This window comes from Thiomonas islandica, assembly GCF_055383445.1.
The window spans coordinates 1039609-1064503 of record NZ_AP042391.1; the positions used below are offsets into that span (position 1 = coordinate 1039609).

The window sequence follows — 24895 nt, forward strand, 5'->3', positions numbered from 1 at the left end:
TGTTGTCAGCGCGTGGGGGCAAGCGCCTGCTTCGGAAAAATCGGGTTTTTCTGACAGACTCGACGGCCTGTGCGGTGCTACGCTTAACGTTTTTGTACATTCTTGTTCTCGAAGCAAAATGTCCTGTGCCGCGAGGTTCTCCTGATGGAACCGCTTGCCCCCGTCTCGCCCAGCGCGGCATGGATCGAGCAACTGCCCGCATCGGTGGTGATGCTGGTGGGCGACACCCTGCGTTATGCCAACGCCACGGCGCTGCGGTTGGTGCGGGCGTCGCAGCCGGCCGATGTGATCGGCCGGTCGGTGCAGGACTTCATCCATCCCCTGGATCTGCACCGCGCGCTGGCGCGGCTGCGCCATGCCGAAAGCGGCGGCATCAACCCGGTCACTGAAATCCGCGCCTACGCTTGCGACGGCACGCCGCTGATGCTGGCCATGAGCAGCGCCATCGTGGTGGTGGACGATCGGCGGGCGGTGCTGGCGACCTTTCTCGACATGACCGAGCGCGCCGCGATGGAACAGCGCCTGCGCCAGACCGACGAGGACTTCCAGCGCATGATGAACACCATGCAGGATGTGTTCTATCGCACCGATGCGCAGGGCATCACCCGCTATGTCTGCCCCGCGGTGAAGCATGTGCTGGGCTATACCGCCGAGGAGATCATCGGCCTGCCGGCGGCGGCGTTCTACCCCGACCCCAGCGAACGCGACGCGCTGGTGGCCGCGATCCGGCAGCACGGCGCGGTGCGCGATTTTCCCGGACGCATGCGGCGCAAGGACGGCGTGATCATCGACATATCCATTAGCACCCGCGCTCTGCGCGACGAACGCGGCAACTACGCCGGCGTCGAGGGCATTTGGCGCGACATCACCGAGCGCAAGGCGCTGGAGCGCCGCCTCGAACATCTCGCCACCCGCGACAGTCTCACCGACATCCACAACCGCCGCAGCATCCTGGAACAACTCGACCGGTTGCTGCAGCGTGGCGCGCCGCTGTCCATCCTGCTGCTCGATCTGGACCATTTCAAACAGGTCAACGACCGCTTCGGTCACGCCGGCGGAGACTGCGCGCTGCAGCGCTTCGCCCAGATCATCACCACGCACAAGCGCAGCCGCGACTGGTTTGGGCGGCTGGGCGGCGAGGAGTTCCTGCTGATCCTCGACGGCGCAGACGCCGAAGAGGCGCTGCAAATTGCCGAGCGTCTGCGCGCTGGAGTCAACGCGCAGCCGGTGGCGCTGGACGATACAAAGCAGGTGCAGTTGAGCGTGAGCATCGGCCTGACACCGTCGGGCCCCGACGATCGCCAAGCCGGTGATCTGCTGCTGCGCGCCGACCGTGCGCTCTATCGCGCCAAGCAGCAGGGGCGCAACTGCGTGTGCTGCGGTTGACGGGGCGCGACCGCATGCCGGGGCTCTAGGGTGGCACCCGGTTTGCCCCACCCCAGCCCTCCCCACGCATGGGCAGGGAGCACACCAACGTGACACGCCGCTGCGCCAAATGCCCTTGTCCCACACCTTGGGGGAGGTTGGCAGGGGAATGATGCTCTATGCGCGCCGTGCCCGATACTGCCGAAAGTTTCCTGGCGGGCGCTCAATACGTGTTCTTCAGTCCGCCCGCCAGCGCGACGAAGGCACGCGCGGCCACGGCGACGAAAGGGCGCAGCCACCACGGCGCGCGGGTGCGCAGTCGTGCCGGGGTGTCGATCGGCTCGGAGCGGACGATCTGGCTTTCGATGTGCGCGCCGAGTTCGCGGGCGAAGGCGCGGTCGCGCACCGCGAGGTTGGCCTCGAGGTTGACCAGCAGCGACAGCGGGTCGATGTTTGAGCTGCCCACAGTGGCCCAGTCTTCATCGACCACTGCGACCTTGGCATGCAGGTAGGCTGGGGTGTACTCGAAAATCAGCACGCCGGCGCGCAGCATTTCGCCGTACAGCGCGCGTGCCGCCCAGGCGGCCATGCGGTAGTCCACCCGGCCCTGCAGCAGCAGCTCGACCCGCACTCCGCGTGCCGCTGCGGCCTTGAGGGCTTGGCGAAACGCACGCCCGGGATAGAAATAGGGGCTGACGATGAGCACGCGCCGACGGGCGCGATCGATGGCGTGGATGTAGCTGTGCTCGATGGCGCGGCGCTGTGAGAAGTTGTCGCGCACTACCAGTGCGGCCAGGCTCTGCGCCGCGGTGCGCGGTGTGCGCCGCCGGGCCTTCGGTGCAGCGGTTCTGCCCGCCGGCAGGTCGGGGTGCAGCGGCGCGCCGTCTTCGTCGACCGGCGGGGTGGCGCTGCCCCAGTTGAGCAGTTCCTGCCAGTATGCGCGCTGGTTGGGTGAGGTGTCGAACATGCCCGGGCCCGGCAGATTGCGCAGGCGGCGCTCTAGGCTGCCGGCCAACACGGTGCGCAGCCACAGTCGCTGCATCAGCCACTGCGTCTGCCGCGCCAGATGCCCGTGGTACTGCACCGCGTAATCCAGCCGGGGCTGCGCGCTCCAGCCGTGGTGAATGTCCAGCCGGTCGTCGATGATGTTGATGCCGCCGATGAACGCGGTGCGTGCGTCGACCACGCACAGCTTGCGGTGCAGCCGCCGCCAGCGTCCGCGCTGCACCACGTCGGGCCACATGCGCCAGGGGCGAAACACCATGAACTCGACCCCGGCGTCCGCAAAGCGTGTCGACAGCAGGCTGATGCTGCGCGCCGAGCCCAGGCCGTCGACCAGCACCCGCACCTGCACGCCGCGTCGTGCGGCGTCGCACAGCGCGCTAGCGACGGACAGCGCCACGTCGTCGGTGTGAAAGATGTAGGTCTGCAGCCAGATGCTGGAGCGGGCTGTATCGATAGCCTGGATCAGCGCCGGAAAGAAGGCGGCGCCGTAGGGCAGCAGCCGCGGCATCGCGCCCTCGGTCCAGTTCAGCGGCAGGTCGTCCAGCGCGGGGTCTGGCCGGGGCGGTTCGGCGGGGTTGGTCGGCTGCGCGTTCACGCGGCGATGTCTTCAAGGCGGGCGCCGGGTGCGGCAGTTTGCGGGCACTGCGGCAAGGTGCAGCGCAGCGCCGCCAGCAGCGGCGCGTGGTCGGACAGCCGCGCCCAGCCACGCCCCCAGCCCAGGCCGATTTCGCTGGCGACCAGGCCGCGGGCGTAGATGCGGTCCAGCGGCACCAGCGGCAGGCGGGCCGGGTACGTGCGCACGCGCTGGTGCCAGGCGGTCTTGCCGTTGGTCTTGACCAGCGGGTTGCTCACGTCGACCAGCTGCTGCGCCAACAGCTGCGGGCCGATACGGCCGTGCCAGTCGTTGAAGTCGCCAGCGACGATCAGCGCGGCCTGCGGCGGCACCGCGGCGGCGATGTAGTCGAGCAGACGCTCGGTCTGCCGCTGGCGGCTGGCGGCAAACAGCCCGAAATGCACCACGATGCAGTGCAGCGGCCCGCCTGCGGGCAGCGCCACCTGCGCGTGCAGCAGGCCGCGCTGCTCGAAGCGGTGATCGGACACGTCGCAATGCGCGACGTCGATGATGGGGTAGCGCGACAACAGCGCGTTGCCATGCTCGCCGTGGCGGGTGCGGGCGTTGGTGCGGTAGGCCGCGTACATGCCCAGCGCCTGCGCCAAAAAGTCGTGCTGCGGCTGCGCTGGCCAGGCGCTGAAGCGACGTGCGTGGCGCAGGTGCAGGAACTGCACTTCCTGCAGAAACACCAGATCGGGCTGTAGTCCCTGCAGCGCAGCGCGCAGATCCAGGATGCTGGCCCGCTTGGTGGGGCCGTGGCCGAGCACACCCTTGTGGATGTTGTACGACGCCACGCGCAGTTCCATGAGGACTCCTGTCAACCGTGCGCCAGCCGGCGTGGAAGCTGGCGGATGGCGTCGGCATTCGACGCCGAGAAACAACGCGCAGCAGCCTGTTGCCAGGGCAGCCATATCAGCGCCCGGTGCTCGCGCTCGGCCAGCCGCACCGGGATGCCCGCGGGCACCTGAAGGCTGAACACATGCTCGATGTTTTTCCACACGCCGGGGGGGTAGCGGTGGCGCCACTGCGGATAGATCTCGTACACATTGGCCAGATGCCAGTCGCGCAGCGCGGTGTGCGGCACTTCGGCGCTGCCGATGCGGATGCCGGTTTCCTCCTCGACCTCGCGGGCAGCGGTGACGGCCAGCGGTTCATCCAGCGCATCGACACTGCCGGTGACGCTCTGCCAGAATCCGGGCTGGCCGGCGCGCTCGATCAGCAGCACGTCGAGCGCGGGGGTGTGAATCACCACTAGCACGGAGACCGGAATCTTGTGGCCCGCTGCAGCGGCAGGGCTGGCGTTGACGATGGCATCCATGCGCCGCAGTGTATGGCAAGGCGGGCGAAAAAACGCCTCCACGGCGTTTGCGGTGGAGGCGTTTGGGCGGGCGAACCGGGGGGTCAGAGCGCCTTCTTGGTGAAGTACCAGTCGGTCACTTCCATGCCCTGCTTGGGCCCTTCGGTGACACGCTCCTCGGCTGCAGCAGTCGTCTTGGGCGGGGGCACGATGACCTTGTCGCCCGGGCACCAGGCTTCGGGGGTGGCTACGCCATACTTGTCGCTGGTCTGCAGCGCCTGCAGCAGGCGCAGGAACTCGTCGATCGAGCGGCCGTTGCTCATCGGGTAGTACACCATGGCACGCAGGATGCCGTTGGGGTCGATAAAGAAGGTCGCGCGCACCGCCTGGGTGTCGGCAGCGCCGGGGTGGATCATGCCGTAGGCGCGGGCCACGTCCATCTTTAGGTCTTCGATGATGGGGAAGGGAATGTCCACGCCGAAGTGCTGCTTGATCGAGCGCACCCAGGCCAGGTGGGCGAAGATGGAGTCGATCGACAGGCCGAGCAGCTCGCAGTTCAGCGCCTTGAACTTGTCATAGTTGCGAGCGAACCCCATGAACTCGGTGGTGCACACTGGGGTGAAGTCAGCCGGGTGCGAGAACAGGATCAGCCACTTGCCCTTGTAGTCAGCCAGGGTACGGTCGCCGTGCGTGGTCTTGGCGACGAAGTTCGGTGCAGGTTCGTTGAGCCGGGGCAGACCGGCGGTTTCAGTAGTTTGTTCCATGGTTGAGGTCCTTGTGGTTGGTCTGAAAAACGCGGCAGGTTTGCCGACGGGAGCAGAGTTTAGGGTTAACCCTGAAATTGATCCAATCGAATGTTCTCATCGCACACTTAGAAAAAATGTATGGCGAGAGCGCATCCGCCATCGCGATTGTGCGCCGTGATGCAGACCGCCGTGTGACAGCCGGGCCGACGCGCCCGCGCCGTGCGGTGCGAGCGTCGATCCGGCGCGCAGAAGGTGAATTCCTCTGCCGACTGGGCTTTCACTCGCGATGGCGGAAAAGAGATGGGGGCGAGCCGGGGTCCTTCAACACCAACTTGCCGGATCAATCGCGACGCAGCGCAAACACCAGCTCCACCCATGTGCCCGAGTCGTGCGGCTGCGGGGGATGGGGATGTTGCGCGGCGGGAAAGTCGGCACTGTGCCTCCAGGTGATGCGCCCGCCCAGCGCGCGGGCGCGGATCTGCATGCTGGTCAATCCGTGGCCGCTGCCACCGGGTTGCGGCGTCAGGCCCACGCCGTCGTCGATCACATCCAGCCGCATCTGCCCGCCGTCCTGCACCGACAGGCGCACCGCGACATGGCGGGCGTGGGCATGGCGGATGGCATTGCTCACCGCCTCCTGCAGCAGCGCGCGCAGGTGGTATTGCTGCGCGGGGTCCTGCGCCGGGTGGTCGGGCGTGCTCTGGTGCGCGCAGGGCATGGCGACGAGGCCGCCGATCAACGGTGCGGGCCAGTCGAGCGTGATGCCGGCAGCGGCCAGGCGCTGTGCGGTTTCCGAGCGCAGGTCGGCGGCGAACTCGTCCCAGGGCTGTGGGGGTTGGCGCAGGCCGCGCACGATGGCGCGCAGCTGGTCGATGGTGGTCATCAGCATGGCCTGCTCGCGCTCGCCTTGCAGCAGATGCCGCAGGGTGAGCAGCCGCGCGCCGATGTCGTCGTGCAGGTCGCTGGCGATGCGGTCGCGCTCCTGCTGTACTCCGGTCTCCAGGGCATCCCGCCCCGCGGCGGCCTGATTGACCAGGGTCACCAGCGCGGTGGCGAGCTCGGCGTCGGCCGTGGTGAACAGACGCTGCCCTGCGCTGCGCCCCTGCAGGCGGCGTGCGGCCATGCCGCCGGCGGGCGCCACGCGCAGTTCCATGCCGTCGAGCGCCAGCCCGATCTGCGCATCGGCCTGCGTGGCCGACAGCGGCAGGTTGTGCAGCGGCTGGTAAAGCCGGTCGAGCAGCCCCAGCCAGCGTCGCTCGCGCTCCTGGGGCTGTGCGGTGAAGGCCACGGTGATGATTTCCGGCAGCAGCTTGTCGATCGGCGGCAGTTCACCCTGCATCATGCGCTGCCACAGCCATTGCCGCAGCGGCAGGTACAGCAGCCCGGCGATCAGCAGCGTGAGGATCAGCGACAGGTCCTGACGCAAGTTCAGCAACAGCACCAGCAGCATGTCGACCACGACGATCAGCCCGAGCCCCAACACCCACAGCAGCGCGCGGTAGGCCCAGCGGTCCAGGTCGAACAGGTGATAGCGCCCCACGCCCAGCGCCAGGCCGAGATACATGGCCAGAAAAAAGCCGAAGGCATAGCCCTGCTGCATCGGCGGGAAGATGCCGAATAGGCGCGAACCGAAGGTCAACACAACGAAGGTGAAGCTGCCGAGCATGGCCGACAGGATGAACCAGCGCAGCGCGGCCCGGTCTGCGGCGCGCTTTGCACTGCGCCGCCACTGCACCACTGCCAGACCGATTGCGAGCAGGATTTCGAGCAACAGCGGAATGCGTACCCCCCAGCTCACATCCGGTGCTAAGCGCAGCACGTCGGCGGCCCACCAGGCCGGTACGATCACGGCAGCAGGCCAAAGCGATTTCGGTGCCGCCAGTCTGGCTGGATACACCAGGAACAGCGCAGCCAGCGCACCGCCGAACCCCAGTCCGCCGAGGTGGTTGATCGCCGACAACTGCGCGAACAAATCGCCGGCAAGCGCCAGTTCCCGCGTGCTGTAGACCGCCGCCGAAAACGTGTTGGGCAGGAACAGCAGGCCGGACAGCGCCAGCAGCCGCGCGGCCCAGCTCAGCGGCTTGAGGGCATACACCCAGGCGCCCACCAGCATGGCCACACTGCCGCACAGCAACTGGAACCAGAATACGAACGGCAGGCTGGGCAGCGGTCGGCTGGCCGCAGGGCGCACGGTCTGCGCGACGATTGTCCCGCCCGGATCGCGCCACCGCAACTGCAACTGCGCCGACCGCAGCAGCGTGGCGATCTGGCTCTGACGCTGGAAAAACGCTTCGACCTGCGCATAGCGATCGAAAAAGTCGGGTTCCTCGATCAGATCGCTGGGCTGCAGGGCCAGGGTGCGATCGCCGGCACCGATGGACAGCAGACGCGATCCCGGACGGACCACCGCGGCCGGGCCAGCTGGATCGACTGCGGTCACCAGCAGGCCGGGGCCGGCGGAGTCGGCGCGCGACGCGAAGGCCAGGCCCAGCCAGGGCTGATGCAAGGCGAGCGACAGCGCGGTCGTGACCCCGGCAAGGGTCAGCAGCAGGGCCGCCATCAGGATGCGGGCAGAGCGGGTTTGCGGCGCAGGCATGATGGACGATTGTCGCCCAGAGCCGCCGCGCGGCGTCAGTGTTTGCCTGCTCGCGCCACGGCGCGTTCGAGCGCCGAGACGAAGCGCGCCGCCACATCGCAGTCGGTCTGCTGGGTGATTTCCTGAAAGCAGGTCGGGCTGGTGACGTTGATCTCGGTGAGCCGGTCGCCGATGATGTCGATGCCCACCAGCAGCAGGCCGCGCGCGGCCAGCACCGGCCCGATCGTGCGGGCAATCGTCCAGTCGGTTTCGGACAGCGGCTGCGCCACGCCCAGGCCGCCTGCGGCAAGGTTACCGCGGGTTTCGCCGCCCTGCGGGATGCGCGCCAGGCTGTAGGGCACCGGCTCGCCGTCGATGATCAGCACGCGCTTGTCGCCCTGCACGATCTCGGGGAGGAAGCGCTGCGCCATGATGGTGGTGGCACCGTTTGCGGTGAGGGTTTCGATCACCACGTTGAGGTTCGGATCGGGGCTGCCGTCAGCCTGTTGGCGCAGGCGAAAGATGCCGGTGCCGCCCATGCCATCGAGCGGCTTGAGGATGATGTCGCCATGCTCGGCGTAGAACGCCTTGATCTGCGCCGCGCGACGGCTGACCAGGGTGGGGGGGATGAACTGCACGAACTCCAGGATGGAGAGCTTTTCCGGATGGTCGCGCAGCGCCTGCGGGCTGTTGAACACCGCCGCGCCCTCGCGCTCGGCTTGCTGCAGCAGATGGGTGGCATAGAAGTATTCGCTGTCGAACGGCGGGTCTTTGCGCATCAGCACCGCATCGACATCGCGCAGCGCCAGCGGCCGCTGGTCGAGCACGCGGTACCAGTCCTTGCCCTGTGTGGCGCCGGTGAGGTCGATGCGGCGGCAAACGGCTGTGACCGGCGCCGCCGCATTGGCGGCAAGCGTGGGGGCACCGCCCCTCCAGTGCAGATCGCCTGCCTCGCACACCCAGATCGCGTGCCCGCGCGCCTGCGCCTGGCGCATCATCGCGAAGGTGCTGTCCTTGTGGATCTTGAGAGACGCGATCGGGTCGGCGACGAACAGCAGTTGCATGGCCTCAACCCAGCTCGGTTTCCGGGTCGGTGCGCTCGAGCTCGTAGCTGGCGGCCACCATCGCCAGCCGGGCGATGACCCCATACATATAGAAGCGGTTGAGCCCGCTGGTGCCGGGGGCGGCTTCGGGGTGGGTGACGTTGAACTGTTCCTCGAACGCCAGCGGCACGAAGTGCATGCCGGGCGCGTTGAGGTTTTCGTCCGGGCCGCGGTCGGCGTGCACGCGGTAAAAGCCGCCCACCACATAGCGGTCCATCATGTAGACCACTGGCTCGCACACTGCCTCTTGCAGTCGTTCCACGCTGGGCACGCCTTCCTGCACCAGCACCTCGCTGACCTCCATGCCTTCCTTGACCACACTCATTTTGTTGCGCGTCTTGCGGTTGAGGTCTTTGACGTCGCTGGGGTCGCGCACGGTCATCACCCCCATGCCGTAGGTGCCTGCATCGGCCTTGACGATGACAAAGGGCTTTTCCTGGATGCCGTATTCCTTGTACTTTTTGCGCACCTTGGCCAGCACGCTGTCGACCGCGTCGGCCAGGCAGTCCTCGCCGTGGCGCTCGTGAAAGTTGACCTTGCCGCACTTGGCGAAATACGGGTTGAGCATCCACGGGTCGACGCCGATGAGCTTGGCGAACTTTTTCGCCACGTCGTCGTACGCATGGAAATGGTTGGACTTGCGCCGCACCACCCAGCCTGCGTGCAGCGGCGGCAGGAGGTATTGTTCGTGCAGACCCTGCAGGATGGGCGGAATGCCGCTGGACAGATCGTTGTTGAGCAGGATGGTGCAAGGGTCGAAGTCTTTCAACCCCAGTCGCATCTTGTTGCGCACCAGCGGTTCGATCACCAGCTCGCCGCCCGAGGGCAGCTTCAGGTGCATCGGCTCGGAAACCTTCTCGTCGAGCGAGCCCAGCCGCACGTTCAGCCCCGCCTGGCGGAAGATGCGCATTAGCGTGGCGACGTTTTCCAGGTAGAAGGTGTTGCGCGTGTGGTTCTCGGGGATGACCAGCAGATTCTTGGCCTCAGGGCAGATTTTCTCGATCGCCGCCATCGCCGCCTGCACCGCCAGCGGCATCATGTCGGGCGAGAGATTGTTGAACCCGCCCGGGAACAGATTGGTGTCCACCGGCGCGAGCTTGAACCCGGCGTTGCGCAGATCAACCGAGCAGTAAAACGGCGGGGTGTGCTCCATCCACTCCAGGCGGAACCAGCGCTCGATCGCCGGCTGCGCCTCGAGGATGCGCTGTTCGAGCTCGAGCACGGGGTCGCCCGAGGATGTGATGAGATGCGGGATCATCGAGTTGTTGTGTAGTGCAAGGACATCCCCGATTCTTGCAGACCCGGCGCAAACTCGCTGAGTCTGCACACCGTCCGCACTCAGGCGCTGCCGGTCATCCAGCCCCAGCGGCGGAAAATCGCCTCACCCTCGGGGCCTTGCAGGAATTCGATGAAGCGCAGCGCCTGCGGTTTTTGCTTGCCGCGGATGGTCGGCGCGATGCCGGTGTCGCGGTAGATGCGGTAGGGCTCCTCGACCTCGACCAGATCGGCGAGTTTGGGGTTCGACACCTGCCAGATGTTCCAGATCAGCCAGGCGTCGATGTCGGGCCGCTCGATCCACAGTTGCCGTGCCAGCGCGCTGTTGGCGGGGTAAGCGACGATGTTCCTGCGCAACGCGCGCACGGTGCGGATGTCGCCGAGTCGCCCGGCGGCGTCCTCCCAGACTCCGTTCTGCCCGGCGCCGTTGACGACCAGCACCTTGATCCCCGGCTGCAGCAAGTCCTTGAAGCCGCCGATCCGTTTGGGGTTGCCGGGGCGCACTAGGATCGAGAGCGGGCGCAGGTACAGCGGCACGACGTCGGCGCTGTCGAGCTGGCCGCCCATTGCGGTGACGAAGTCGCTCATCATCGTCTCCGAGCCGGAGTAGATCAGGTCAGCGTCAGTGCGCGCGGCGTCGATCCATTTCGGCGTCGGCCCAGCGGTGACCGTGACCTTGACCCCGGAGGCTTTTTCGAACGCGGCGGCGGCCTCGTGCATTGCTGGCGCCGGGCCGCCGGGGCCGTAGATCTTGAGTTCGATGCTCTCGGCGGCAAGCGCTGGTGCGCGCGCGGCAAGCAGCGCCGAGGCGCCCATCAGCCCGGCGCGCAGCAGTGCGCGGCGCTGCGGATCGTTGGCGCGTGGCGTGGGTTCGTTGGGGGTGCGATCGGACATGGTGAGACTCCGTGGGTTGAGAAACGTGTGGTGGGGGAAAAGTCTCCGGCGTATTTGCGCCGGATTGGGGGTGGTGTGAACTTCGGCATGCCAGCCGCCGGCCTGCGCCCGCGGCAGCGCGCGGTTCACACCGACGGTGCGCCGCGCTGCGGTGCGAAGTCGCCTGGCGCATTGCTGTAGCGCGCGTAAAGCGCGCGCGCGGCGGCAAGCAGCTGCGACCGCGGCAGATCGCCGGTCAGCGCATAGCCCCAGTCGCGGTCGACCCAGTAGAACGTGGTCGCGCGCTTGCCGCTGACGATGCGAAACGCGGTCTGCTGTGTTGGCTTGGCCATGCCGCGCAGATAGACCGTGACGCGGTGGCCCTGCGCGTCCTGGTACATCAGCTGCGCGGCGGGCTTGCCGGGCATGCCGGGAAGCAGCCGCCCGCCGATCAGCTCGAGCCCGCCCGGCAGCGTGTCGGGGGCGATGATTGGGCGGTCAAGCCGCTTGGACAGCCAGGTGATGAGGTCGCTGCCGTCGCGCACTTCGACCGGGCGGCGCGCATCCGGCGTGTACACCGCCCAGGCCAGCTCGGCCTGGTGGACGAAATGTTGCATGCCTTCGGTCTGCGCGACCGCCACTGTGTCGTCGTGTTGCGCCTGATGGGTGATCAGGCTGCCGGCCACGGCACCCACGCCGATCCACAGCGCCACGGCAGCGGCACGGGCCCAGGGACGCGCTGGCGGTGCGGCGCTTTGCAGCAGCCGCGCCGGGATCGGCTCGCTCAGCAGCGGATCGAGCGCGGCGCGCAGCGCGCGATTCTGCGCCTGAATCGCGGCGAGCTCGGCACGCACGCTGGTCTGATCGCTGGGCTGCGTCGCTGCGACATCCGCATGCAGGTCGAACTGCGCCTCGCGTTCGAGATAGCGCTCGACCTCGGCGCGGCGCGCGCCATCGAGCTGGCCGTCGGCGTAGGCCATCAGGGTGTCGCGATCTGGGCGCTGCAGCGTCATCCCACACTCCTTTGCCCGTCGATCACGCGCAGGGCAGGGCGCTGAACGCCGTCGCCGCTGGTGAGCTGCCAAAGCTGCGTGCGCGCCCGCGACAGCCGCGACATCACCGTGCCGACCGGAACGCCCAGCGCCTTGGCAGTCTCGGCGTAGCTCAGGCCTTCGACCGCGACCAGCAGCAAGACCTCGCGCAGCGGCACGCTCAGGCGCTGCAGCGCAGCGAGCATTTCCAGCGCCTCGATCCGCGACTCATGGCCCGCGGCCTGCGCCGGCAGTAGCGCGTCGGGCACATCGTCCAGCGCCTGCGTGGCCTGCGCGCCCTGTAGCGCGCATTGATCGACGAACAGGTTGTGCATGATGGAAAACAGCCAGGGACGAACGCTGCCCGCGCCTCGCCACAGCCCCCATTTGCTCACCGCGCGCTCCAGCGTGTCCTGCACCAGATCGTCGGCATCCGACGCGCGACCTGCATACAGCATGCGGGCGTAGCGGCGCAGGTGTGGGATCTGCTCGGTCAGCAACTGGTGGCGGTCTGCCATTGGGGCACCGGGCTTGGGCGGGTGGTCAGGCGATTGCGATCAGTATCCGCCCTTGCTCGCGAGCTTGGGGTCGATTTGCCAGATTTCGTCGACCAGCTTGCCGTCGCGATAGGTCAGCACATAGCGTACGGGAATCGCGGTCTTGCCCTGGAATACCACGTCGGCGGTGACTGTCGCGCCCTTGGGATTGGCGGCTTCCTGCAGCTGGCTGATCTCGGCCTTGAGCGTGCCGTTGGCCTTGGTGAACTTGGTCCAGGTGGTCTTGATCTCGTCGGGTGCGGCGTAGCGGCCGTCAAGCGGGCCGCCGACCCATTCGAGTACGGCGTTGGGCGCGTAGCTCGCGGTGATCGCATCGACCTTGCCGGCGGCGATCGCCTCGATGTGCGCGCGGGCGGCTTCAAGGGGGCTCTCGGCGGCGTGCGCTAGCGAGGACAAGCCAAACGCGGCCATCAGTGCGGCAGCGGACAGGGCGGGGGTAAGACGTTGCAGTCGGTTCATGGAAGACTCCAGTTGAGGTGAATGACACGGTATAGACGCCCCAGCTTGCGGTTTATTCCAGACCCGGCAAAAAAACCGCCCCGGGCAAGCCAGGGGCGGGTGGAACATCCTGTGATCAGGATGAGGAGACGCCTTCGGGTGCGGCGGCTGGCCGCTGCACCGTCCGGAAACCGGGGATCAGAGCACTTGCTCGCCGTGCAGGCTGATGTCCAGCCCTTCGCGTTCCTGCTCTTCGGTGACGCGCAGGCCGATGACCATGTCGATGACCTTGAGGATGACGAAGGTGACGATCGCGTCGTAGACGATGGTGAAGCCCACGCCCTTGGCCTGGATCAGGATCTGGGCCATATTGCCTTCCAGGGCGCCGGCGGTGCCGCCGATGGCTTTCACCGCAAACACGCCGGTCAGCATGGCACCGATGATGCCGCCGATGGCATGCACGCCGAAGGCGTCGAGCGAGTCGTCATAGCCGATCATTTCCTTCATATAGACCGCAGTCCAGAAGCACACCACGCCAGCGATCAGGCCGATGGCCAGCGCACCGCCAGGGCCGACAAAGCCGGACGCCGGGGTGATGGCCACCAGACCCGCGACCGCGCCGGAGGTGATGCCCAGGATGGTGGGTTTGCCGCGAGCGATCCACTCGGCGAACATCCAGCCCAGTGCGGCGGCGGCAGTGGCGATCTGCGTGACGGCCATGGCCATGCCGGCGCGGTCGCTTGCAGCCACGGCGGAACCGGCGTTGAAGCCGAACCAGCCCACCCACAGCAGCGAGGCACCGATCATGGTCAGCACCAGGTTGTGCGGAGGCATCGCTTCCTTGCCATAGCCGATTCGCTTGCCCATCACCAGCGCGGCCACCAGGCCGGCGACGCCGGCGTTGATGTGCACCACGGTACCGCCCGCGTAGTCGAGCACGCCGTCACCGCCCAGCCAGCCGCCGGGGCCCCAGACCATGTGGGCGATGGGCGCATACACGGCCAGCAGCCAGATGCCCATGAACCACAGCAGCGCCGAGAACTTCATGCGGTCGGCGAACGACCCCACGATCAGCGCCGGGGTGATGATGGCAAAGGTCATCTGGAAAGTCATATAGGTCGATTCAGGGATGGTCGACGCCAGCGGGTTGGCCGAATCCAGCCCCATGCCGTTCAGGAAGAAGCGGCTCAGCCCCCCGATGAATCCGCTGCCCGAGGTGAACGCCAGGCTGTAGCCAACGATCATCCACAGCACGGTCACCAGACAGGTGATGGCGAAGCTTTGCATCAACGTGGCCAGCACGTTCTTCTTGCGCACCATGCCGCCGTAGAACAGCGCCAGCCCTGGGATGGTCATCATTAGCACCAGCGCGGTGGAAGTCAGCATCCAGGCGTTGTCGCCAGAGTTGATGAAGGCCGCCGGGTTGGGCGCTGCGGCGGCGGGAGCGGTCTGCGCCCAGGCGCTACCCATGCCTAGCAGCATCGCGGCAAGCGCCGCGGGAAAAGCAAGACGTTTGTTCATGTCGGTTTCCTTCGTGTGCGGTGTTCAGAGCGCGTCGCTGCCGGTCTCGCCGGTCCGGATGCGCACGACCTGTTCGAGGGCGGAGACAAAAATCTTGCCGTCGCCGATCTTGCCCGTGCGGGCCGCGTTTTCGATCGCCTCGATGGTGCGTTCGACCAGGGCTTCCGGCACGGCCGCCTCAATCTTCACCTTGGGCAAAAAGTCGACGACATATTCCGCGCCGCGATACAGCTCGGTATGGCCTTTTTGTCGACCGAAGCCCTTGACCTCGGTGACGGTGATGCCCGTCACCCCGATGCCCGACAAGGCTTCACGCACCTCGTCGAGTTTGAACGGCTTGATGATGGCCGTGATCATTTTCATGTGTGGCTCCTTCAGTGGGCCCGAAGGCCCGTGGGATCAGAACGAGTAAACGGCCTGCAATTGCAGCGAGGTTTGCTTGTCCGTTGGATTGCCGCTGGTGTCCGTAAAAATCTTTTTATCCGAGCGGTCCTGGCGCACTTCGGCCATGAGCTTGACCGCTTTCACCGGGGCATAGCTCAGCGTGAGCGTGGCTTCCTTGAGCTTGTTCGCTGCCATGCCCGAGACGATGCCTTGCTGGTCGTCGATGTATTCGCCGCGCGCTGACAACGTCCATTGGTCGGCGAGCGCGTAGTTGGCATACAGCGCAAGTCCATTGGCCTTGCCCGTCCCGCTGCCCGGGCCGTTGTAGTCATCCTTGTGCAGAATGTCGATATTGGCGCCGAAACTCAGCACATCGGTGGCGTTGAGTGTGCCGACCAGATCGAGCAGTTGCAGCAGGCCGTTCGTGGTGCCGTAGAGCGGCGACTGGCCGCGGTAATACGCGGCAGAGTAGGAAAACAGCTTGTTGGGACTGCCCGAAGCGCCGAGCTCCAGCGTTTTGCCAGTGCCCGCTGGGGCGCTGGTGAAGTTCCAGCCATTGTTGACGCCGGCCGTGACCGTCAGCGCCGGGCTGACGGCATACGCCGCGCGCAGACCGGTGTGCGTGCCCGGCTCCATGTTCCAGAACAGCAGCGAGCGCGAAATCTGGTTGTCATTGGCGGGGTTGAGCACCTCGGCGCCGGCGAGGGTGGAGAACTTGCCGGCCATGACCGTCAACGGCCCGGTGGCGTATTGCACGAACGCGTTGTTGAGGTCGAATTGGCTCGACGTGGTGTTAAATGGCCAGGTCTCGCCCTGTCGCAGCACCTTCGCATCCGATCCTGCGATCGCGGTGACCTGCGCACCAAAGCCGCTGCTGGGCAGGTAGGACGCGGTCAGCGCGGCCTGTGGGACTTGAAAGCTGTTGCGGCTGCCCGAATACAGGCGCAGCAACGGCGTCTTGTCGTCGAAATACGAGTACGTCGCCGCGACATAGCCTGTGAGACTCAGGCCGGGTGTTGCGGCCAGTACCGCGCCGAGGCTGGGCGCGGCAGGTGCCGCGGGAGCGGCCGGGGCTGGTGCGGTCTGGGCCGAGGCCACGCCGGCGGTGCCGGCCAGAGCAGCGGCGACAGCCGCGGCGATTGCGATTTTGTTCATCCAAGTTTCTCCTGTGAGTGCTGCCGGGCAAGACGCCCACTGTGAAATGCCAGGGAGCATCTGCAGCTTTCGTGCCAGGTCTGTTTGGGGCCTGTCATGTCCTTGTCGCTTGCTTGACGCGGGTTGAACGCGAATTCGCGCACTTTTTTTGTGCGTTGCAATGCATCTGCACCGTGATGGTGCAAAAACCTGTCGGGCCGAATCCTTGGCCGCACGCAAGAACCCAATGACCCGCCGCACGTCGGGCCGGGGAAATCGGTCACAATGCGCAACGGTAAATTTCAGGAGCACAGCGATGAACGACAGCTTTCGCCAACGCAACACCGCGTTTTTCGACCAGATCGGTCGACTCATCGAAAAAACCCCGCTGCACGATGCGCAGCGCAATCTGCGCGCGCTGGCGCAATCGGCTGCGGGGCGGCTCGATCTGGTGACGCGCGACGAATTCGAGGCTACACAGCGCATGCTGCTGGCCGCGCGGCAGCAGATCGATACCCTCGAAGCCCAAGTGCGCGAACTGCAGGCGCGGCTGGACGCCGCCTCGCCAGACGCCGCGGCGTCGCCCGAAGACGCCTGGCGCTGAGCCGCGCCGGTTCGCGGTTCATGTCGCTGGCGCAGGTTGCCAGCCGGGCACTGCTGGGCATGGAGGCGCCGCCGGTCACGGTGGAAGTGCATCTCTCGCCCGGCTTGCCCGGCTTCACCATCGTTGGTTTGCCTGAGGCCGAGGTGCGCGAGGCGCGCGACCGGGTGCGCAGCGCGCTGATCAACAGCGGGCTGGGGTTTCCGGCGAACAAGCGCATCGTGGTCAATCTGGCGCCGGCCGACCTGCCCAAGGAATCCGGGCGGTTCGACCTGCCGATCGCCATCGGTCTGCTGGTCGCGCAGGGGCTGATTCCAGCCGAGCGGCTGCAAGGCCATGTCTTTGCCGGCGAGCTGTCGCTGACCGGCGCGCTGCGCCCCACGCGCGGCGCATTGGCCATGGCCTGTGCGCTGGCGCCGCAGGCTTCGCAGCCGCAAGCCGAGCACCGACTGGTGCTGCCGCTGGCCAGCGCCGAGGAGGCCGCGCTGGCGCAGGCGGTAGTGGTGCTGGGTGCGCGCGATCTGCAGCAGGTCGTGGCGTATCTGCTGCAGCAGGACGGCGCGGCGCAGCAAGTCGTTGCGTCCGGCTCGGGCACTGTGCATCAGAGCGGCCCGGACATGGCCGAGGTGCGCGGCCACAGCGCGGCCAAGCGCGCGCTGGAAATCGCCGCAGCCGGGGGTCACCATGTCCTGATGGTCGGGCCGCCGGGAAGCGGCAAGTCCATGCTGGCGCAGCGCTTCGTCGGGCTGTTGCCGCCGCTGACCCGCGCGCAGGCGCTGGAGAGCGCCACCGTGCTCAGTCTGGTCGGCCGCTTCGACCCGCGGCAATGGGGCCAGCGCCTGCTGCGCAGTCCACACCACACCGCTTCGGCCGTGGCGCTGGTGGGTGGCGGGGCAGGCGCCATCCGCCCTGGCGAAATCAGCCTAGCCACGCAGAATGTGCTGTTCCTCGACGAGCTGGCCGAGTTCGATCGCGGTGTGCTCGACAGCCTGCGCGAGCCGCTGGAGACCGGGCGCATCCACATCTCACGCGCGGCGCGGCAGGCCGAATTTCCGGCGCGCTTTCAGCTCATTGCGGCGATGAACCCTTGCCCCTGCGGGTATCTGGGCCATGCCACGCGCGCGTGCCGCTGCACACCCGACCAGGTGGCGCGCTATCGGGGCCGTATTTCCGGCCCGCTGCTCGACCGCATCGACATCCAGATCGAGGTCGGCGCGATCGATCCCGAGACGCTGCTGCAACTGCCGCAGGGTGAGACCAGCGCGCAGATCGCGGCACGCGTGGCAGCGGCAGCGGCGGTGCAGCAGGAGCGGCAGGGCGTTCCCAATGCGCTGCTGCACGGCGCTGCGCTCGATGCGTACTGCGCGCTGGACGCCGCCGGCAACGCGTTCGTCGCGCAGGCCATTTCACGGCTTGGCTGGTCGTCGCGCGCCACGCACCGCGTGCTGCGACTGGCGCGCACCATCGCCGATTTGGCACAGGCGCGGGACATCGCGCTGCCACATCTGGCCGAAGCCATGCAACTGCGCCGCGCGCTGGCTGTTTGAACCCAGATCGTCCATTAGCAGGCCGTTGAAAAACTACTGTGGTGGGCCATCTGCGGCGTTGCGCGGTGCGCGCTCCCTCGCCTATAGCGACGGCGATGAGCTTGTTGCGCGGGGCCAAATCCCTCTCCAACTCGCCACACCATCATCCCGTGCCCTCATGAACAATCTTGAAGGCAGCCGGCCTGCGGGCAAAAAAAAGCCAGGTGCCTTGCGCACCTGGCTGGAAATGCCCGGATCGGGGGGAGAGTCTGTAGAGCAGACTACCGGGCAACTTGGAGGGCCACATGATTGAGCGTGAACTCGAACCACAGTAGCACCTGTTCTGTGCGGAAATCTCGCGGAAAGTTCATTTGATTTTGTAACGCGATCTCTTGCCTGTCAATCGCGCCCGCAGATGTGGTCTCACCGCAAACAGGCGGTTTCGGGCGGGGCACGTGTGCTTTAGCAGGCCGTTGAAAAACTACTGCGGTGGGCCATCTGCGGCGTTGCGCGGTGCGCGCTGCCACGCCTATCTATTTGATATGTCTTGGTCGCTGCGCGCCGTGCGCCTTGCATCTGGCCATCCTCGCGACGTTTTTCAACGGCCTGTTAGTGTTGCTATTGGATCGGGTTGAGCCCGCCGTCTGCGCCGATCTGCACCCGTTGTCCCACCGGCGGTGCGACCTTGAGCTGCAGGGTGCGCACCTGACCATCGTCGAGACGCACCTGAACGTTGTAGATGGTCTGTGTGTCCACCCGCTTGGCAATTTCGTTGCCCGCCAGACCGCCGCCGATCGCGCCCGCCACGGTGGCGAGTTTGCGCCCGTCACCGCCGCCGATCTGATTGCCCAGCAGGCCACCGACGATGCCCCCGGCGATGATTCCCACCGGATTGTTCTGTTGCGACTGCACCTGCTGCGCGGTCACCGCGATCACCGTGCCGCATGTGGTGCACACCGGCTGCTGCGGCGGTGTCTGCGCCGGACTCGGGATGGGTTGGGGCGCGAACTGCTGAGGGGCGAATTGCTGCGGCGCCATCGGGTTCTGCGCGACCTGGGTGGGCTGCGGCGCGGCCACGACGTGGGCGGTCGTGTGTTGCCGTGCGGTGGGCTGCGCAGACTGGCTGCGCGTTTCTTGCACCGGGCGGGGCGCCGGGGTTGCCGCAGTTTGCGTGTAGGGCGCGACCGCCGCAGTGGCCGGCGTGCTGGCCTTCGTTGCGGCCGAGGCCAGTTGTAGCGGGTTGGCGGGTACGGACGCCGCCGCTGTTGTGGCCGGCGTGGTTGGCGCTGCCGTGTTTGTCGGAGCCTGACTCAGCTTGTACAGCACGGCGGCCAGCAGCGCCACGATGACCGCGCCCATCGCGAACACCGCGATCCAGACACCTCTGCCGCCGGTGGCCGTTGTTTGGGGAGGATTGGATGACATGACTCTCTCCTGAAATGGTTTGTCGCCCCTCTTAACGCACCGGCCGGGCCGCGTGCCGACAGCGCCGCAGGCCGTGCTTGAGCGATTGATTCGGCGCGCTGCGGTTTGCACTCCCCCCTCTCATCTGCCACCCCCGGCGCAGGCCAAGTCATGGGGTCTGGGCGATGCTGCTCGAAGTCCGCATGCCCGATCAAGCCTACCGGCTTCTGGCCAGCGCCTGATCGAGGTCGGCGATCAGGTCGTGCACATGTTCGATGCCGATCGACAGCCGTACCATGTCCTCGCTTACTCCGGCGGCGGCCAGTTCCTCGGCGTTGAGCTGACGGTGCGTGGTGGTGGCCGGGTGGCAGGCGAGCGATTTGCAGTCGCCAATGTTGACCAGACGGGTGAACAGCCCGAGCGCGTCCTGGAAGCGCGCGCCGGCCTCGCGCCCGCCCTTCAGTCCGAAACTCAGGATGCCTGATGCGCGGCCGCGCATCAGGCGCTGCGCGATGTCGTGGTCGGGGTGGTCGGGCAGTCCAGCGTAGCGCACCCAGGCCACCTGCGGGTGCCGCTGCAGGTGCTCGGCGATGCGCAGCGCGTTGGCACAGATGCGGTCCATCCGCAGCGGCAGCGTCTCGATGCCTTGCAGGATGAGAAAGGCGTTCAGGGGCGAGAGCGCCGCGCCCATATTGCGCAGCGGCACGACCCGGGCGCGGGCGACGAATGCCGCCGGGCCAAACTGCGCGGTGTAGCTCACGCCGTGATAGCTCACATCGGGTTCGCTCAGCAGCGCAAAGCGCTTGCCGTGCGCCGCCCAATCGAACCGGCCGGCATCGATGATCGCACCGCCGACGCTGTTGCCATGCCCAGCGAGGTATTTGGTCAACGAGTGGACGACGATGTCCGCGCCATGCTCGATCGGGCGACACAGGTACGGCGACGGTACGGTGTTGTCGACGATCAGCGGCACCCCGTGCGCATGCGCCACCGCAGAGAGCGCGCCGATGTCGGTGACATTGCCCAGCGGGTTGCCGATGGTTTCGCAAAACACCGCCTTGGTGCGCGCATCGATCAGCCGGGCGAACGCCTCGGGGTCGCGCGGGTCGGCAAACCGCACCTCGATGCCCTGCCGCGGCAGCGTGTGCGCAAACAGATTGAACGTGCCGCCGTAGAGCCGGCTGCTCGAGACGATGTTGTCGCCGGCTTCGGCGATGGTCTGAATCGCCGCAGTGATCGCCGCCATGCCCGAGGCCAGCGCCACCGCTGCCACACCGCCTTCGAGCGCAGCGACCCGCTTTTCCAGCACGTCGTTGGTCGGATTCATGATGCGGGTGTAGATATTGCCCGCCACCTTGAGGTCGAACAGATCGGCGCCGTGCTGCGTGTCATCGAACGCGTACGACACGGTCTGGTAAATCGGCACGGCCACCGCGTGGGTGGTCGGCTCGGGCTGGTAGCCGGCGTGTATCGCCAGGGTTTCGAATTGCATTGCGTGTCTCCCGCAGTCCTGATCCAGCCGCAAAGCGTAGCGCCAGCCGCGGGTGGCGCCAAACAATCTTTGCTTGGATCGATATGCCATCAGACCACAGCCGGCTCGCTCTCTGGCTGCCGCGCGCGCTGCGTCTGCAGGTAGGCGGCCGGCGTGCTGCCCAGCGTCTGGCGGAAGGCTTTGATGAGCGTGCTGACGCTGCGGTAGCCGAGCGACAGCGCCACATCCTTGACCGCGTGGCCGGTGGCAAGCCATTCGAGCGCGCGCGACAGTCGCGCCCATTGCTGCCACTGCGCAAAGCTCATCCCGGTCTCTTGCACGAAGCGGCGGCTAAGCATGCGTGGCGAGATGCCGCCCCAGCGTGCCCATTGCTCGAGCGTGCGGCTGCTGGCGATCGCCCGCGCGCTGCTCGAGCAGATCGCCAGCAGCCGCGGGTCGACCGGCCACGGCAATTGCAGCGGGCGCCTCGGTGCCTGCTGCAGCTTGTCGAGCAGTACGTGGACGAGCCGCAGCCGTGGTGTGTCGAGCGGTTGCCCGTGCGGCCAGGACAAGGCGCGCTGCAGGATCAGCGCAATCAGTGGGTCGAACGCAAAGCTTGCCGGCTCGCGCGGCAGATCGGCGCAGAGCTGCGGCAGCACAAAGGCGCCGACGCCCGCGGTCGGCCCGCACGAGCGCACCGCGTGCTCCGTCCCCGGTGGCATCCAGCTCAGGCTGTGCGACGGCGCAAGCTGCCGCCCCAGCGCGGTCTCGACCACGAACAGCCCCTCGGTGAGCAAAAACAGTGTGCCGCGGGCCAGGCAATGCGTCGTCGGGTCGAGCGCGACCGGGTTGCGCACGTTGACGGCGATCAGCCCGGCGCCATCCAGGCGGTTGATCAGCGCGAGCAGCTCCTGCGGGGTGCTGACCGGAGCATCGCGCAAGCTGCGAATGGAGCTTTGCATCGGCCAATCGGCAGTGGTGGCAGGTTTTGGCGAATTTGCGATATTCATTGGCATCGTAAAGCCACTCGGCCAAAAATGCCTGCCCTAGCATGCATTCGCCTGCGCCTTTGATCGCGCGTTGCACGCCCGGCAAACGCAAGAACTGACGCCTAGAATCGTCCGACTTTTCAGTCTCGCGGCGTGCTGCCCCGGCGCGCGACGCAGATCGTTGTCGGCGCAGCGCCCTGCCGCGCCCCCGGCTGTCTTTCAGGAACGTCTCTCATGCAGAAATTTCCCGCGACTCTTCGCGCAAGGTGGATGGCCCTCGGCGCTGTGCTGCTGGCGGGCTGCACCACGGTCGGTCCGAACTTCAAAACCCCGGCACCGCCCGAGGTCAGGCAGTACACGCGGCAGGCCCTGCCGGCGCAAACCGCGTCTGCGCCGGCAGGGCAGGGCGCTGCGCAGCGGTTCCAGACGGTCGAGCAGCTCGCGCCCGATTGGTGGCGCGCCTACGGCTCGACCACGCTCGATGCGCTGGTGAACACCGCATTGCGCAACAGCCCCACCCTGGCCGCCGCCAAGGCCACGCTGCGGCAGGCGCAGCAGACCTTCGCGGCGCAGGCCGGCTCCACGCTGTATCCCACGGTTGGCGCCAAGCTCGGCGTCAGCCGCAACCAGACCAACACGGCGTCTGTTGGGCAAAGCAGCAAGACCACCAATGTGTTCAACCTGTACAACGCGGCGGTTGCGGTCAACTACAACTTCGACCTGTTCGGCGGCAACCGCCGCGCGCTCGAAGCTTTGGCGGCGCAGGCCGATTTTCAGCGGTATCAGTTCGACGCTGCCCGGCTGACCCTGGCGGCCAATGTAGTGACCGCGGCGATCACCCAGGCGCAGCTCGCCGCGCAGATCGCTGCCACAGAGGCCATCCTGAAGGCGCAGCAAGATCAGCTCGACATCGCGCGCAAGCGTTTCGAGTTGGGCGCGGCCGCGCGCACCGATGTGCTGGGCCTGCAGACCCAGGTGGAGCAGACCCGCGCCAGCCTTCCGCCGCTGCGCAACCGGCTGGAGCAGACCGATCACCTGCTCGCCGTGCTGCTCGGGCAGGCACCGGGCGCGGCCGAGATCCCGCGTTTTACTCTGGCCGACTTCGCCTTGCCGCAGACCCTGCCGGTGGTGGTGCCGTCGCAGCTGGTACAGCAGCGGCCCGACATTCAGGCCAGCGCCGCGCTGCTGCATGCGGCGACCGCGCAGTATGGGGTGGCGGTATCCAACCTGTACCCCCAGATCAACCTCAGCGCCAGTCTGGGCACGCAGGCGCTCACCGCAGGCGCCCTGTTCGGTCCCGGCTCCACGGTCTGGGCGCTGGCAGGACAGCTGGCGCAGCCCTTATTCAACAAGGGCCTGAGGGCCGGCGCCAACGCAGCCGAGGCCAGCCTGCAGGCCGCCGGAGCCAACTATCAGCAGACCGTGCTGCAGGCGCTGCGCAATGTGGCCGATGCGCTGCGCGCGCTGGACAACGACGCGCAGACCCTGCAGGCGCAGGCCGCGGCGGATGCCTCGGCGCAGGATTCGCTCAAGCTGATCGAGCAACAGTATGCGCTCGGCGCCGCCAGCTATCTGCAACTGCTCACCGCGCAGCAGCTGGCGCAGCAGACGCGCATCGGGCTGATCGCGGCGCAGGCGCAGCGCCTGGCCGACAGCGCCGCGCTTTACCAGGCCATGGGCGGTGGCGTGATCGGCAGCGCAGCCGCTGCGACGACGACCGCAGCTGGCCGCTGATCCCGTCCCGCGCACCGCTGCATCGACACAGACCAATAGCCATTTCGGAGTGCACACATGACCAAAGGCACAACCAAGCGCATGATCATCATGCTCATCGTCGCAGCCGTGATCGTCGGCGGGGTGGTGTGGTTCCAGGGCTTCAAGAATTCCATGATCGCCAAGGCGATCAAGGGCCAGTCGAATCCGCCGCAGACGGTCTCGACCATGATGGCCGAGGTCTCGCGCTGGCAGCCGACGGTCGAGGCGCTGGGCAATCTGCGCGCCAGCCAGCAGGCGAACCTGAGCGCACAGGTCGGCGGCATCGTCAAGGCGATCCACTTCGAGTCGGGGCAGAAGGTGCGCGCTGGCCAGCTGCTGGTGCAGATTGATGATGCCCCGCAGCGCGCGCAGCTGGCACAACTGCAGGCGCAGCTCGGCCAGGTGCAGGCGCAGCTTGAGCTCGCCCGCATCAACCTGCGGCGTGACGAGGCGCAGCTCAAGGTGCAGGCGATCAGCCAGGCAGTGGTCGATACCGACCGCGCCAACGTCGCCAGCTTCGAAGCGCAGCTCAAGGCGCTGGGTGAGCAGATCAACGCGCAAAAGGCAGTGATTGCGCAGGCCAGTATCCGCGCGCCGTTCTCGGGCGTGCTCGGCATCCGGCAGATCGACCTCGGGCAGTATCTCGCCCCCGGCGCGACTGCAGTCACGCTGCAGCAGCTCGACCCGATGGACATCGACTTCACAGTGCCGCAAAACCAGATCGACCTGATCCACCCCGGCATGCGCGCGCAGGTGCAGACCAATGCCGCGCCGGGCAAGACCTTCGACGCCAAGGTGGTCGCAGTCGAGCCGCAGCTCGATCCGAGCACGCGCAACCTCAAGGTGCGCGCGCGCATCGCCAACCCCGGCGGCGCCTTGCTGCCCGGGGTGTTCGCCACGGTGCGCATCGATGAGGGCCAGCCGCGCGACTACATCACCCTGCCAAACGCCGCGGTGGCCTATAACCCGTATGGTGCGACCGTGTTCATCGTCAAGAACGAGGGCAAGGGGCCGGACGGCAAACCCAAGCTGGTGGCCGAGCAGCGTTTTGTCACCACCGGGCCGACGCGCGGTGACCAGGTCGCGGTGCTGTCGGGCATCAAACCGGGTGAAACCGTGGTCACCGCCGGGCAGCTCAAGCTGCGCAACGGCACGCCGCTGCTGATCAACAACAGCGTGCAGCCGGCGAACAGTCCCAACCCGCAAGTGCCCAACTCCTAAAACAGGCTGCG

Annotated in this window: 22 protein-coding genes; 5 read left to right on the forward strand and 17 right to left on the reverse strand. The window is 67.0% G+C overall.

The genetic code is table 11. From position 1 onward, the window contains the following. Positions 1 to 144 precede the first annotated feature (144 nt). Positions 145 to 1386, forward strand: a complete 1242-nt coding sequence (locus tag ACZ47F_RS04980) for a sensor domain-containing diguanylate cyclase (protein WP_464926183.1) — start codon at positions 145 to 147, stop codon at positions 1384 to 1386. Between the two features lie 202 nt (positions 1387 to 1588). Here ACZ47F_RS04980 and clsB read toward each other — a convergent pair whose 3' ends face one another. The 14 genes from clsB to ACZ47F_RS05050 form a co-directional block, all read right to left on the reverse strand. Next, on the reverse strand, positions 1589 to 2878 hold the full coding sequence (gene clsB, locus ACZ47F_RS04985; RefSeq protein WP_464926577.1) for a cardiolipin synthase ClsB: 1290 nt from the start codon (positions 2876 to 2878) through the stop codon (positions 1589 to 1591). A gap of 83 nt (positions 2879 to 2961) precedes the next feature. Then, positions 2962 to 3789 carry an endonuclease/exonuclease/phosphatase family protein gene (locus tag ACZ47F_RS04990; RefSeq protein ID WP_464926184.1) on the reverse strand — a complete coding sequence of 276 codons (828 nt, stop codon included), beginning with the start codon at positions 3787 to 3789 and terminating at the stop codon, positions 2962 to 2964. Between the two features lie 11 nt (positions 3790 to 3800). Next, positions 3801 to 4301 carry a dihydroneopterin triphosphate diphosphatase gene (gene nudB, locus ACZ47F_RS04995; RefSeq protein WP_464926185.1) on the reverse strand — a complete coding sequence of 167 codons (501 nt, stop codon included), beginning with the start codon at positions 4299 to 4301 and terminating at the stop codon, positions 3801 to 3803. An 83-nt stretch (positions 4302 to 4384) separates the two neighbouring features. After that, positions 4385 to 5044 (reverse strand): peroxiredoxin, encoded by a 660-nt coding sequence (locus ACZ47F_RS05000; RefSeq protein ID WP_464926186.1) that lies wholly within the window; start codon positions 5042 to 5044, stop codon positions 4385 to 4387. Between the two features lie 322 nt (positions 5045 to 5366). Continuing rightward, entirely contained in the window at positions 5367 to 7622 is a 2256-nt protein-coding gene (locus ACZ47F_RS05005; protein WP_464926187.1) for a sensor histidine kinase, read from the reverse strand. A 35-nt stretch (positions 7623 to 7657) separates the two neighbouring features. Beyond that, the gene (gene gshB, locus ACZ47F_RS05010; RefSeq protein WP_464926188.1) at positions 7658 to 8665 is read right to left on the reverse strand and encodes a glutathione synthase; all 1008 of its coding nucleotides are present in this window, start codon (positions 8663 to 8665) and stop codon (positions 7658 to 7660) included. Between the two features lie 4 nt (positions 8666 to 8669). Then, positions 8670 to 9962 carry a glutamate--cysteine ligase gene (gene gshA / locus ACZ47F_RS05015; protein WP_464926189.1) on the reverse strand — a complete coding sequence of 431 codons (1293 nt, stop codon included), beginning with the start codon at positions 9960 to 9962 and terminating at the stop codon, positions 8670 to 8672. A gap of 80 nt (positions 9963 to 10042) precedes the next feature. Further along, the gene (locus ACZ47F_RS05020) at positions 10043 to 10795 is read right to left on the reverse strand and encodes a substrate-binding domain-containing protein (RefSeq protein WP_464926578.1); all 753 of its coding nucleotides are present in this window, start codon (positions 10793 to 10795) and stop codon (positions 10043 to 10045) included. A 203-nt stretch (positions 10796 to 10998) separates the two neighbouring features. Further along, positions 10999 to 11865, reverse strand: coding sequence for an anti-sigma factor family protein (locus ACZ47F_RS05025; RefSeq protein ID WP_464926190.1), 867 nt, complete (start codon positions 11863 to 11865; stop codon positions 10999 to 11001). Further along, a complete protein-coding gene (locus tag ACZ47F_RS05030; RefSeq protein ID WP_464926191.1) occupies positions 11862 to 12401 on the reverse strand; it encodes an RNA polymerase sigma factor in 540 nt (179 codons plus the stop codon). Before ACZ47F_RS05030 ends, ACZ47F_RS05025 begins: the two co-directional genes overlap by 4 nt. Before the next feature lie 39 nt (positions 12402 to 12440). Next, positions 12441 to 12899 (reverse strand): nuclear transport factor 2 family protein, encoded by a 459-nt coding sequence (locus ACZ47F_RS05035; protein ID WP_464926192.1) that lies wholly within the window; start codon positions 12897 to 12899, stop codon positions 12441 to 12443. A 177-nt stretch (positions 12900 to 13076) separates the two neighbouring features. After that, positions 13077 to 14399, reverse strand: coding sequence for an ammonium transporter (locus ACZ47F_RS05040; protein WP_464926193.1), 1323 nt, complete (start codon positions 14397 to 14399; stop codon positions 13077 to 13079). A gap of 24 nt (positions 14400 to 14423) precedes the next feature. Then, positions 14424 to 14762 (reverse strand): P-II family nitrogen regulator, encoded by a 339-nt coding sequence (locus tag ACZ47F_RS05045; protein WP_464926194.1) that lies wholly within the window; start codon positions 14760 to 14762, stop codon positions 14424 to 14426. A 36-nt stretch (positions 14763 to 14798) separates the two neighbouring features. After that, on the reverse strand, positions 14799 to 15938 hold the full coding sequence (locus ACZ47F_RS05050; protein ID WP_464926195.1) for an outer membrane beta-barrel protein: 1140 nt from the start codon (positions 15936 to 15938) through the stop codon (positions 14799 to 14801). Between the two features lie 295 nt (positions 15939 to 16233). Between ACZ47F_RS05050 and ACZ47F_RS05055 the strand changes: the two genes are divergently transcribed. Further along, positions 16234 to 16521 carry an accessory factor UbiK family protein gene (locus ACZ47F_RS05055; protein WP_464926196.1) on the forward strand — a complete coding sequence of 96 codons (288 nt, stop codon included), beginning with the start codon at positions 16234 to 16236 and terminating at the stop codon, positions 16519 to 16521. Positions 16522 to 16541: 20 nt separating this feature from the next. Next, on the forward strand, positions 16542 to 18065 hold the full coding sequence (locus ACZ47F_RS05060; RefSeq protein WP_464926197.1) for a YifB family Mg chelatase-like AAA ATPase: 1524 nt from the start codon (positions 16542 to 16544) through the stop codon (positions 18063 to 18065). A 597-nt stretch (positions 18066 to 18662) separates the two neighbouring features. On the opposite strand, the gene ACZ47F_RS05065 is transcribed toward ACZ47F_RS05060, so the two are convergent. The 3 genes from ACZ47F_RS05065 to ACZ47F_RS05075 all read right to left on the reverse strand — a co-directional run bounded on the left by ACZ47F_RS05065 (position 18663) and on the right by ACZ47F_RS05075 (position 21881). Continuing rightward, on the reverse strand, positions 18663 to 19469 hold the full coding sequence (locus ACZ47F_RS05065) for a glycine zipper 2TM domain-containing protein (RefSeq protein ID WP_464926198.1): 807 nt from the start codon (positions 19467 to 19469) through the stop codon (positions 18663 to 18665). Between the two features lie 196 nt (positions 19470 to 19665). Beyond that, positions 19666 to 20940 (reverse strand): O-acetylhomoserine aminocarboxypropyltransferase/cysteine synthase family protein, encoded by a 1275-nt coding sequence (locus tag ACZ47F_RS05070; protein WP_464926199.1) that lies wholly within the window; start codon positions 20938 to 20940, stop codon positions 19666 to 19668. An 89-nt stretch (positions 20941 to 21029) separates the two neighbouring features. Then, entirely contained in the window at positions 21030 to 21881 is an 852-nt protein-coding gene (locus ACZ47F_RS05075) for a helix-turn-helix transcriptional regulator (RefSeq protein ID WP_464926200.1), read from the reverse strand. 261 nt (positions 21882 to 22142) lie between these two features. Here ACZ47F_RS05075 and ACZ47F_RS05080 point away from each other — a divergent pair, with 261 nt between their 5' ends. Then, positions 22143 to 23642: an efflux transporter outer membrane subunit gene (locus ACZ47F_RS05080; protein WP_464926201.1), complete on the forward strand. Its 1500-nt coding sequence runs from the start codon at positions 22143 to 22145 to the stop codon at positions 23640 to 23642. Positions 23643 to 23699: 57 nt separating this feature from the next. Continuing rightward, positions 23700 to 24884: an efflux RND transporter periplasmic adaptor subunit gene (locus ACZ47F_RS05085; protein ID WP_464926202.1), complete on the forward strand. Its 1185-nt coding sequence runs from the start codon at positions 23700 to 23702 to the stop codon at positions 24882 to 24884. The last annotated feature ends 11 nt before the right edge of the window (positions 24885 to 24895 follow it).

What these genes read in the sequence shown, in the direction of transcription:
- ACZ47F_RS04980 (WP_464926183.1), top strand. Translation starts at nt 145, where the DNA reads ATGGAACCGCTTGCCCCCGTCTCGCCCAGCGCGGCATGGATCGAGCAA.
- clsB (WP_464926577.1), bottom strand. Translation starts at nt 2,878, where the DNA reads ATGCCGCGGCTGCTGCCCTACGGCGCCGCCTTCTTTCCGGCGCTGATC.
- ACZ47F_RS04990 (WP_464926184.1), bottom strand. Translation starts at nt 3,789, where the DNA reads ATGGAACTGCGCGTGGCGTCGTACAACATCCACAAGGGTGTGCTCGGC.
- nudB (WP_464926185.1), bottom strand. Translation starts at nt 4,301, where the DNA reads ATGGATGCCATCGTCAACGCCAGCCCTGCCGCTGCAGCGGGCCACAAG.
- ACZ47F_RS05000 (WP_464926186.1), bottom strand. Translation starts at nt 5,044, where the DNA reads ATGGAACAAACTACTGAAACCGCCGGTCTGCCCCGGCTCAACGAACCT.
- ACZ47F_RS05005 (WP_464926187.1), bottom strand. Translation starts at nt 7,622, where the DNA reads ATGCCTGCGCCGCAAACCCGCTCTGCCCGCATCCTGATGGCGGCCCTG.
- gshB (WP_464926188.1), bottom strand. Translation starts at nt 8,665, where the DNA reads ATGCAACTGCTGTTCGTCGCCGACCCGATCGCGTCTCTCAAGATCCAC.
- gshA (WP_464926189.1), bottom strand. Translation starts at nt 9,962, where the DNA reads ATGATCCCGCATCTCATCACATCCTCGGGCGACCCCGTGCTCGAGCTC.
- ACZ47F_RS05020 (WP_464926578.1), bottom strand. Translation starts at nt 10,795, where the DNA reads ATGGGCGCCTCGGCGCTGCTTGCCGCGCGCGCACCAGCGCTTGCCGCC.
- ACZ47F_RS05025 (WP_464926190.1), bottom strand. Translation starts at nt 11,865, where the DNA reads ATGACGCTGCAGCGCCCAGATCGCGACACCCTGATGGCCTACGCCGAC.
- ACZ47F_RS05030 (WP_464926191.1), bottom strand. Translation starts at nt 12,401, where the DNA reads ATGGCAGACCGCCACCAGTTGCTGACCGAGCAGATCCCACACCTGCGC.
- ACZ47F_RS05035 (WP_464926192.1), bottom strand. Translation starts at nt 12,899, where the DNA reads ATGAACCGACTGCAACGTCTTACCCCCGCCCTGTCCGCTGCCGCACTG.
- ACZ47F_RS05040 (WP_464926193.1), bottom strand. Translation starts at nt 14,399, where the DNA reads ATGAACAAACGTCTTGCTTTTCCCGCGGCGCTTGCCGCGATGCTGCTA.
- ACZ47F_RS05045 (WP_464926194.1), bottom strand. Translation starts at nt 14,762, where the DNA reads ATGAAAATGATCACGGCCATCATCAAGCCGTTCAAACTCGACGAGGTG.
- ACZ47F_RS05050 (WP_464926195.1), bottom strand. Translation starts at nt 15,938, where the DNA reads ATGAACAAAATCGCAATCGCCGCGGCTGTCGCCGCTGCTCTGGCCGGC.
- ACZ47F_RS05055 (WP_464926196.1), top strand. Translation starts at nt 16,234, where the DNA reads ATGAACGACAGCTTTCGCCAACGCAACACCGCGTTTTTCGACCAGATC.
- ACZ47F_RS05060 (WP_464926197.1), top strand. Translation starts at nt 16,542, where the DNA reads ATGTCGCTGGCGCAGGTTGCCAGCCGGGCACTGCTGGGCATGGAGGCG.
- ACZ47F_RS05065 (WP_464926198.1), bottom strand. Translation starts at nt 19,469, where the DNA reads ATGTCATCCAATCCTCCCCAAACAACGGCCACCGGCGGCAGAGGTGTC.
- ACZ47F_RS05070 (WP_464926199.1), bottom strand. Translation starts at nt 20,940, where the DNA reads ATGCAATTCGAAACCCTGGCGATACACGCCGGCTACCAGCCCGAGCCG.
- ACZ47F_RS05075 (WP_464926200.1), bottom strand. Translation starts at nt 21,881, where the DNA reads ATGCAAAGCTCCATTCGCAGCTTGCGCGATGCTCCGGTCAGCACCCCG.
- ACZ47F_RS05080 (WP_464926201.1), top strand. Translation starts at nt 22,143, where the DNA reads ATGCAGAAATTTCCCGCGACTCTTCGCGCAAGGTGGATGGCCCTCGGC.
- ACZ47F_RS05085 (WP_464926202.1), top strand. Translation starts at nt 23,700, where the DNA reads ATGACCAAAGGCACAACCAAGCGCATGATCATCATGCTCATCGTCGCA.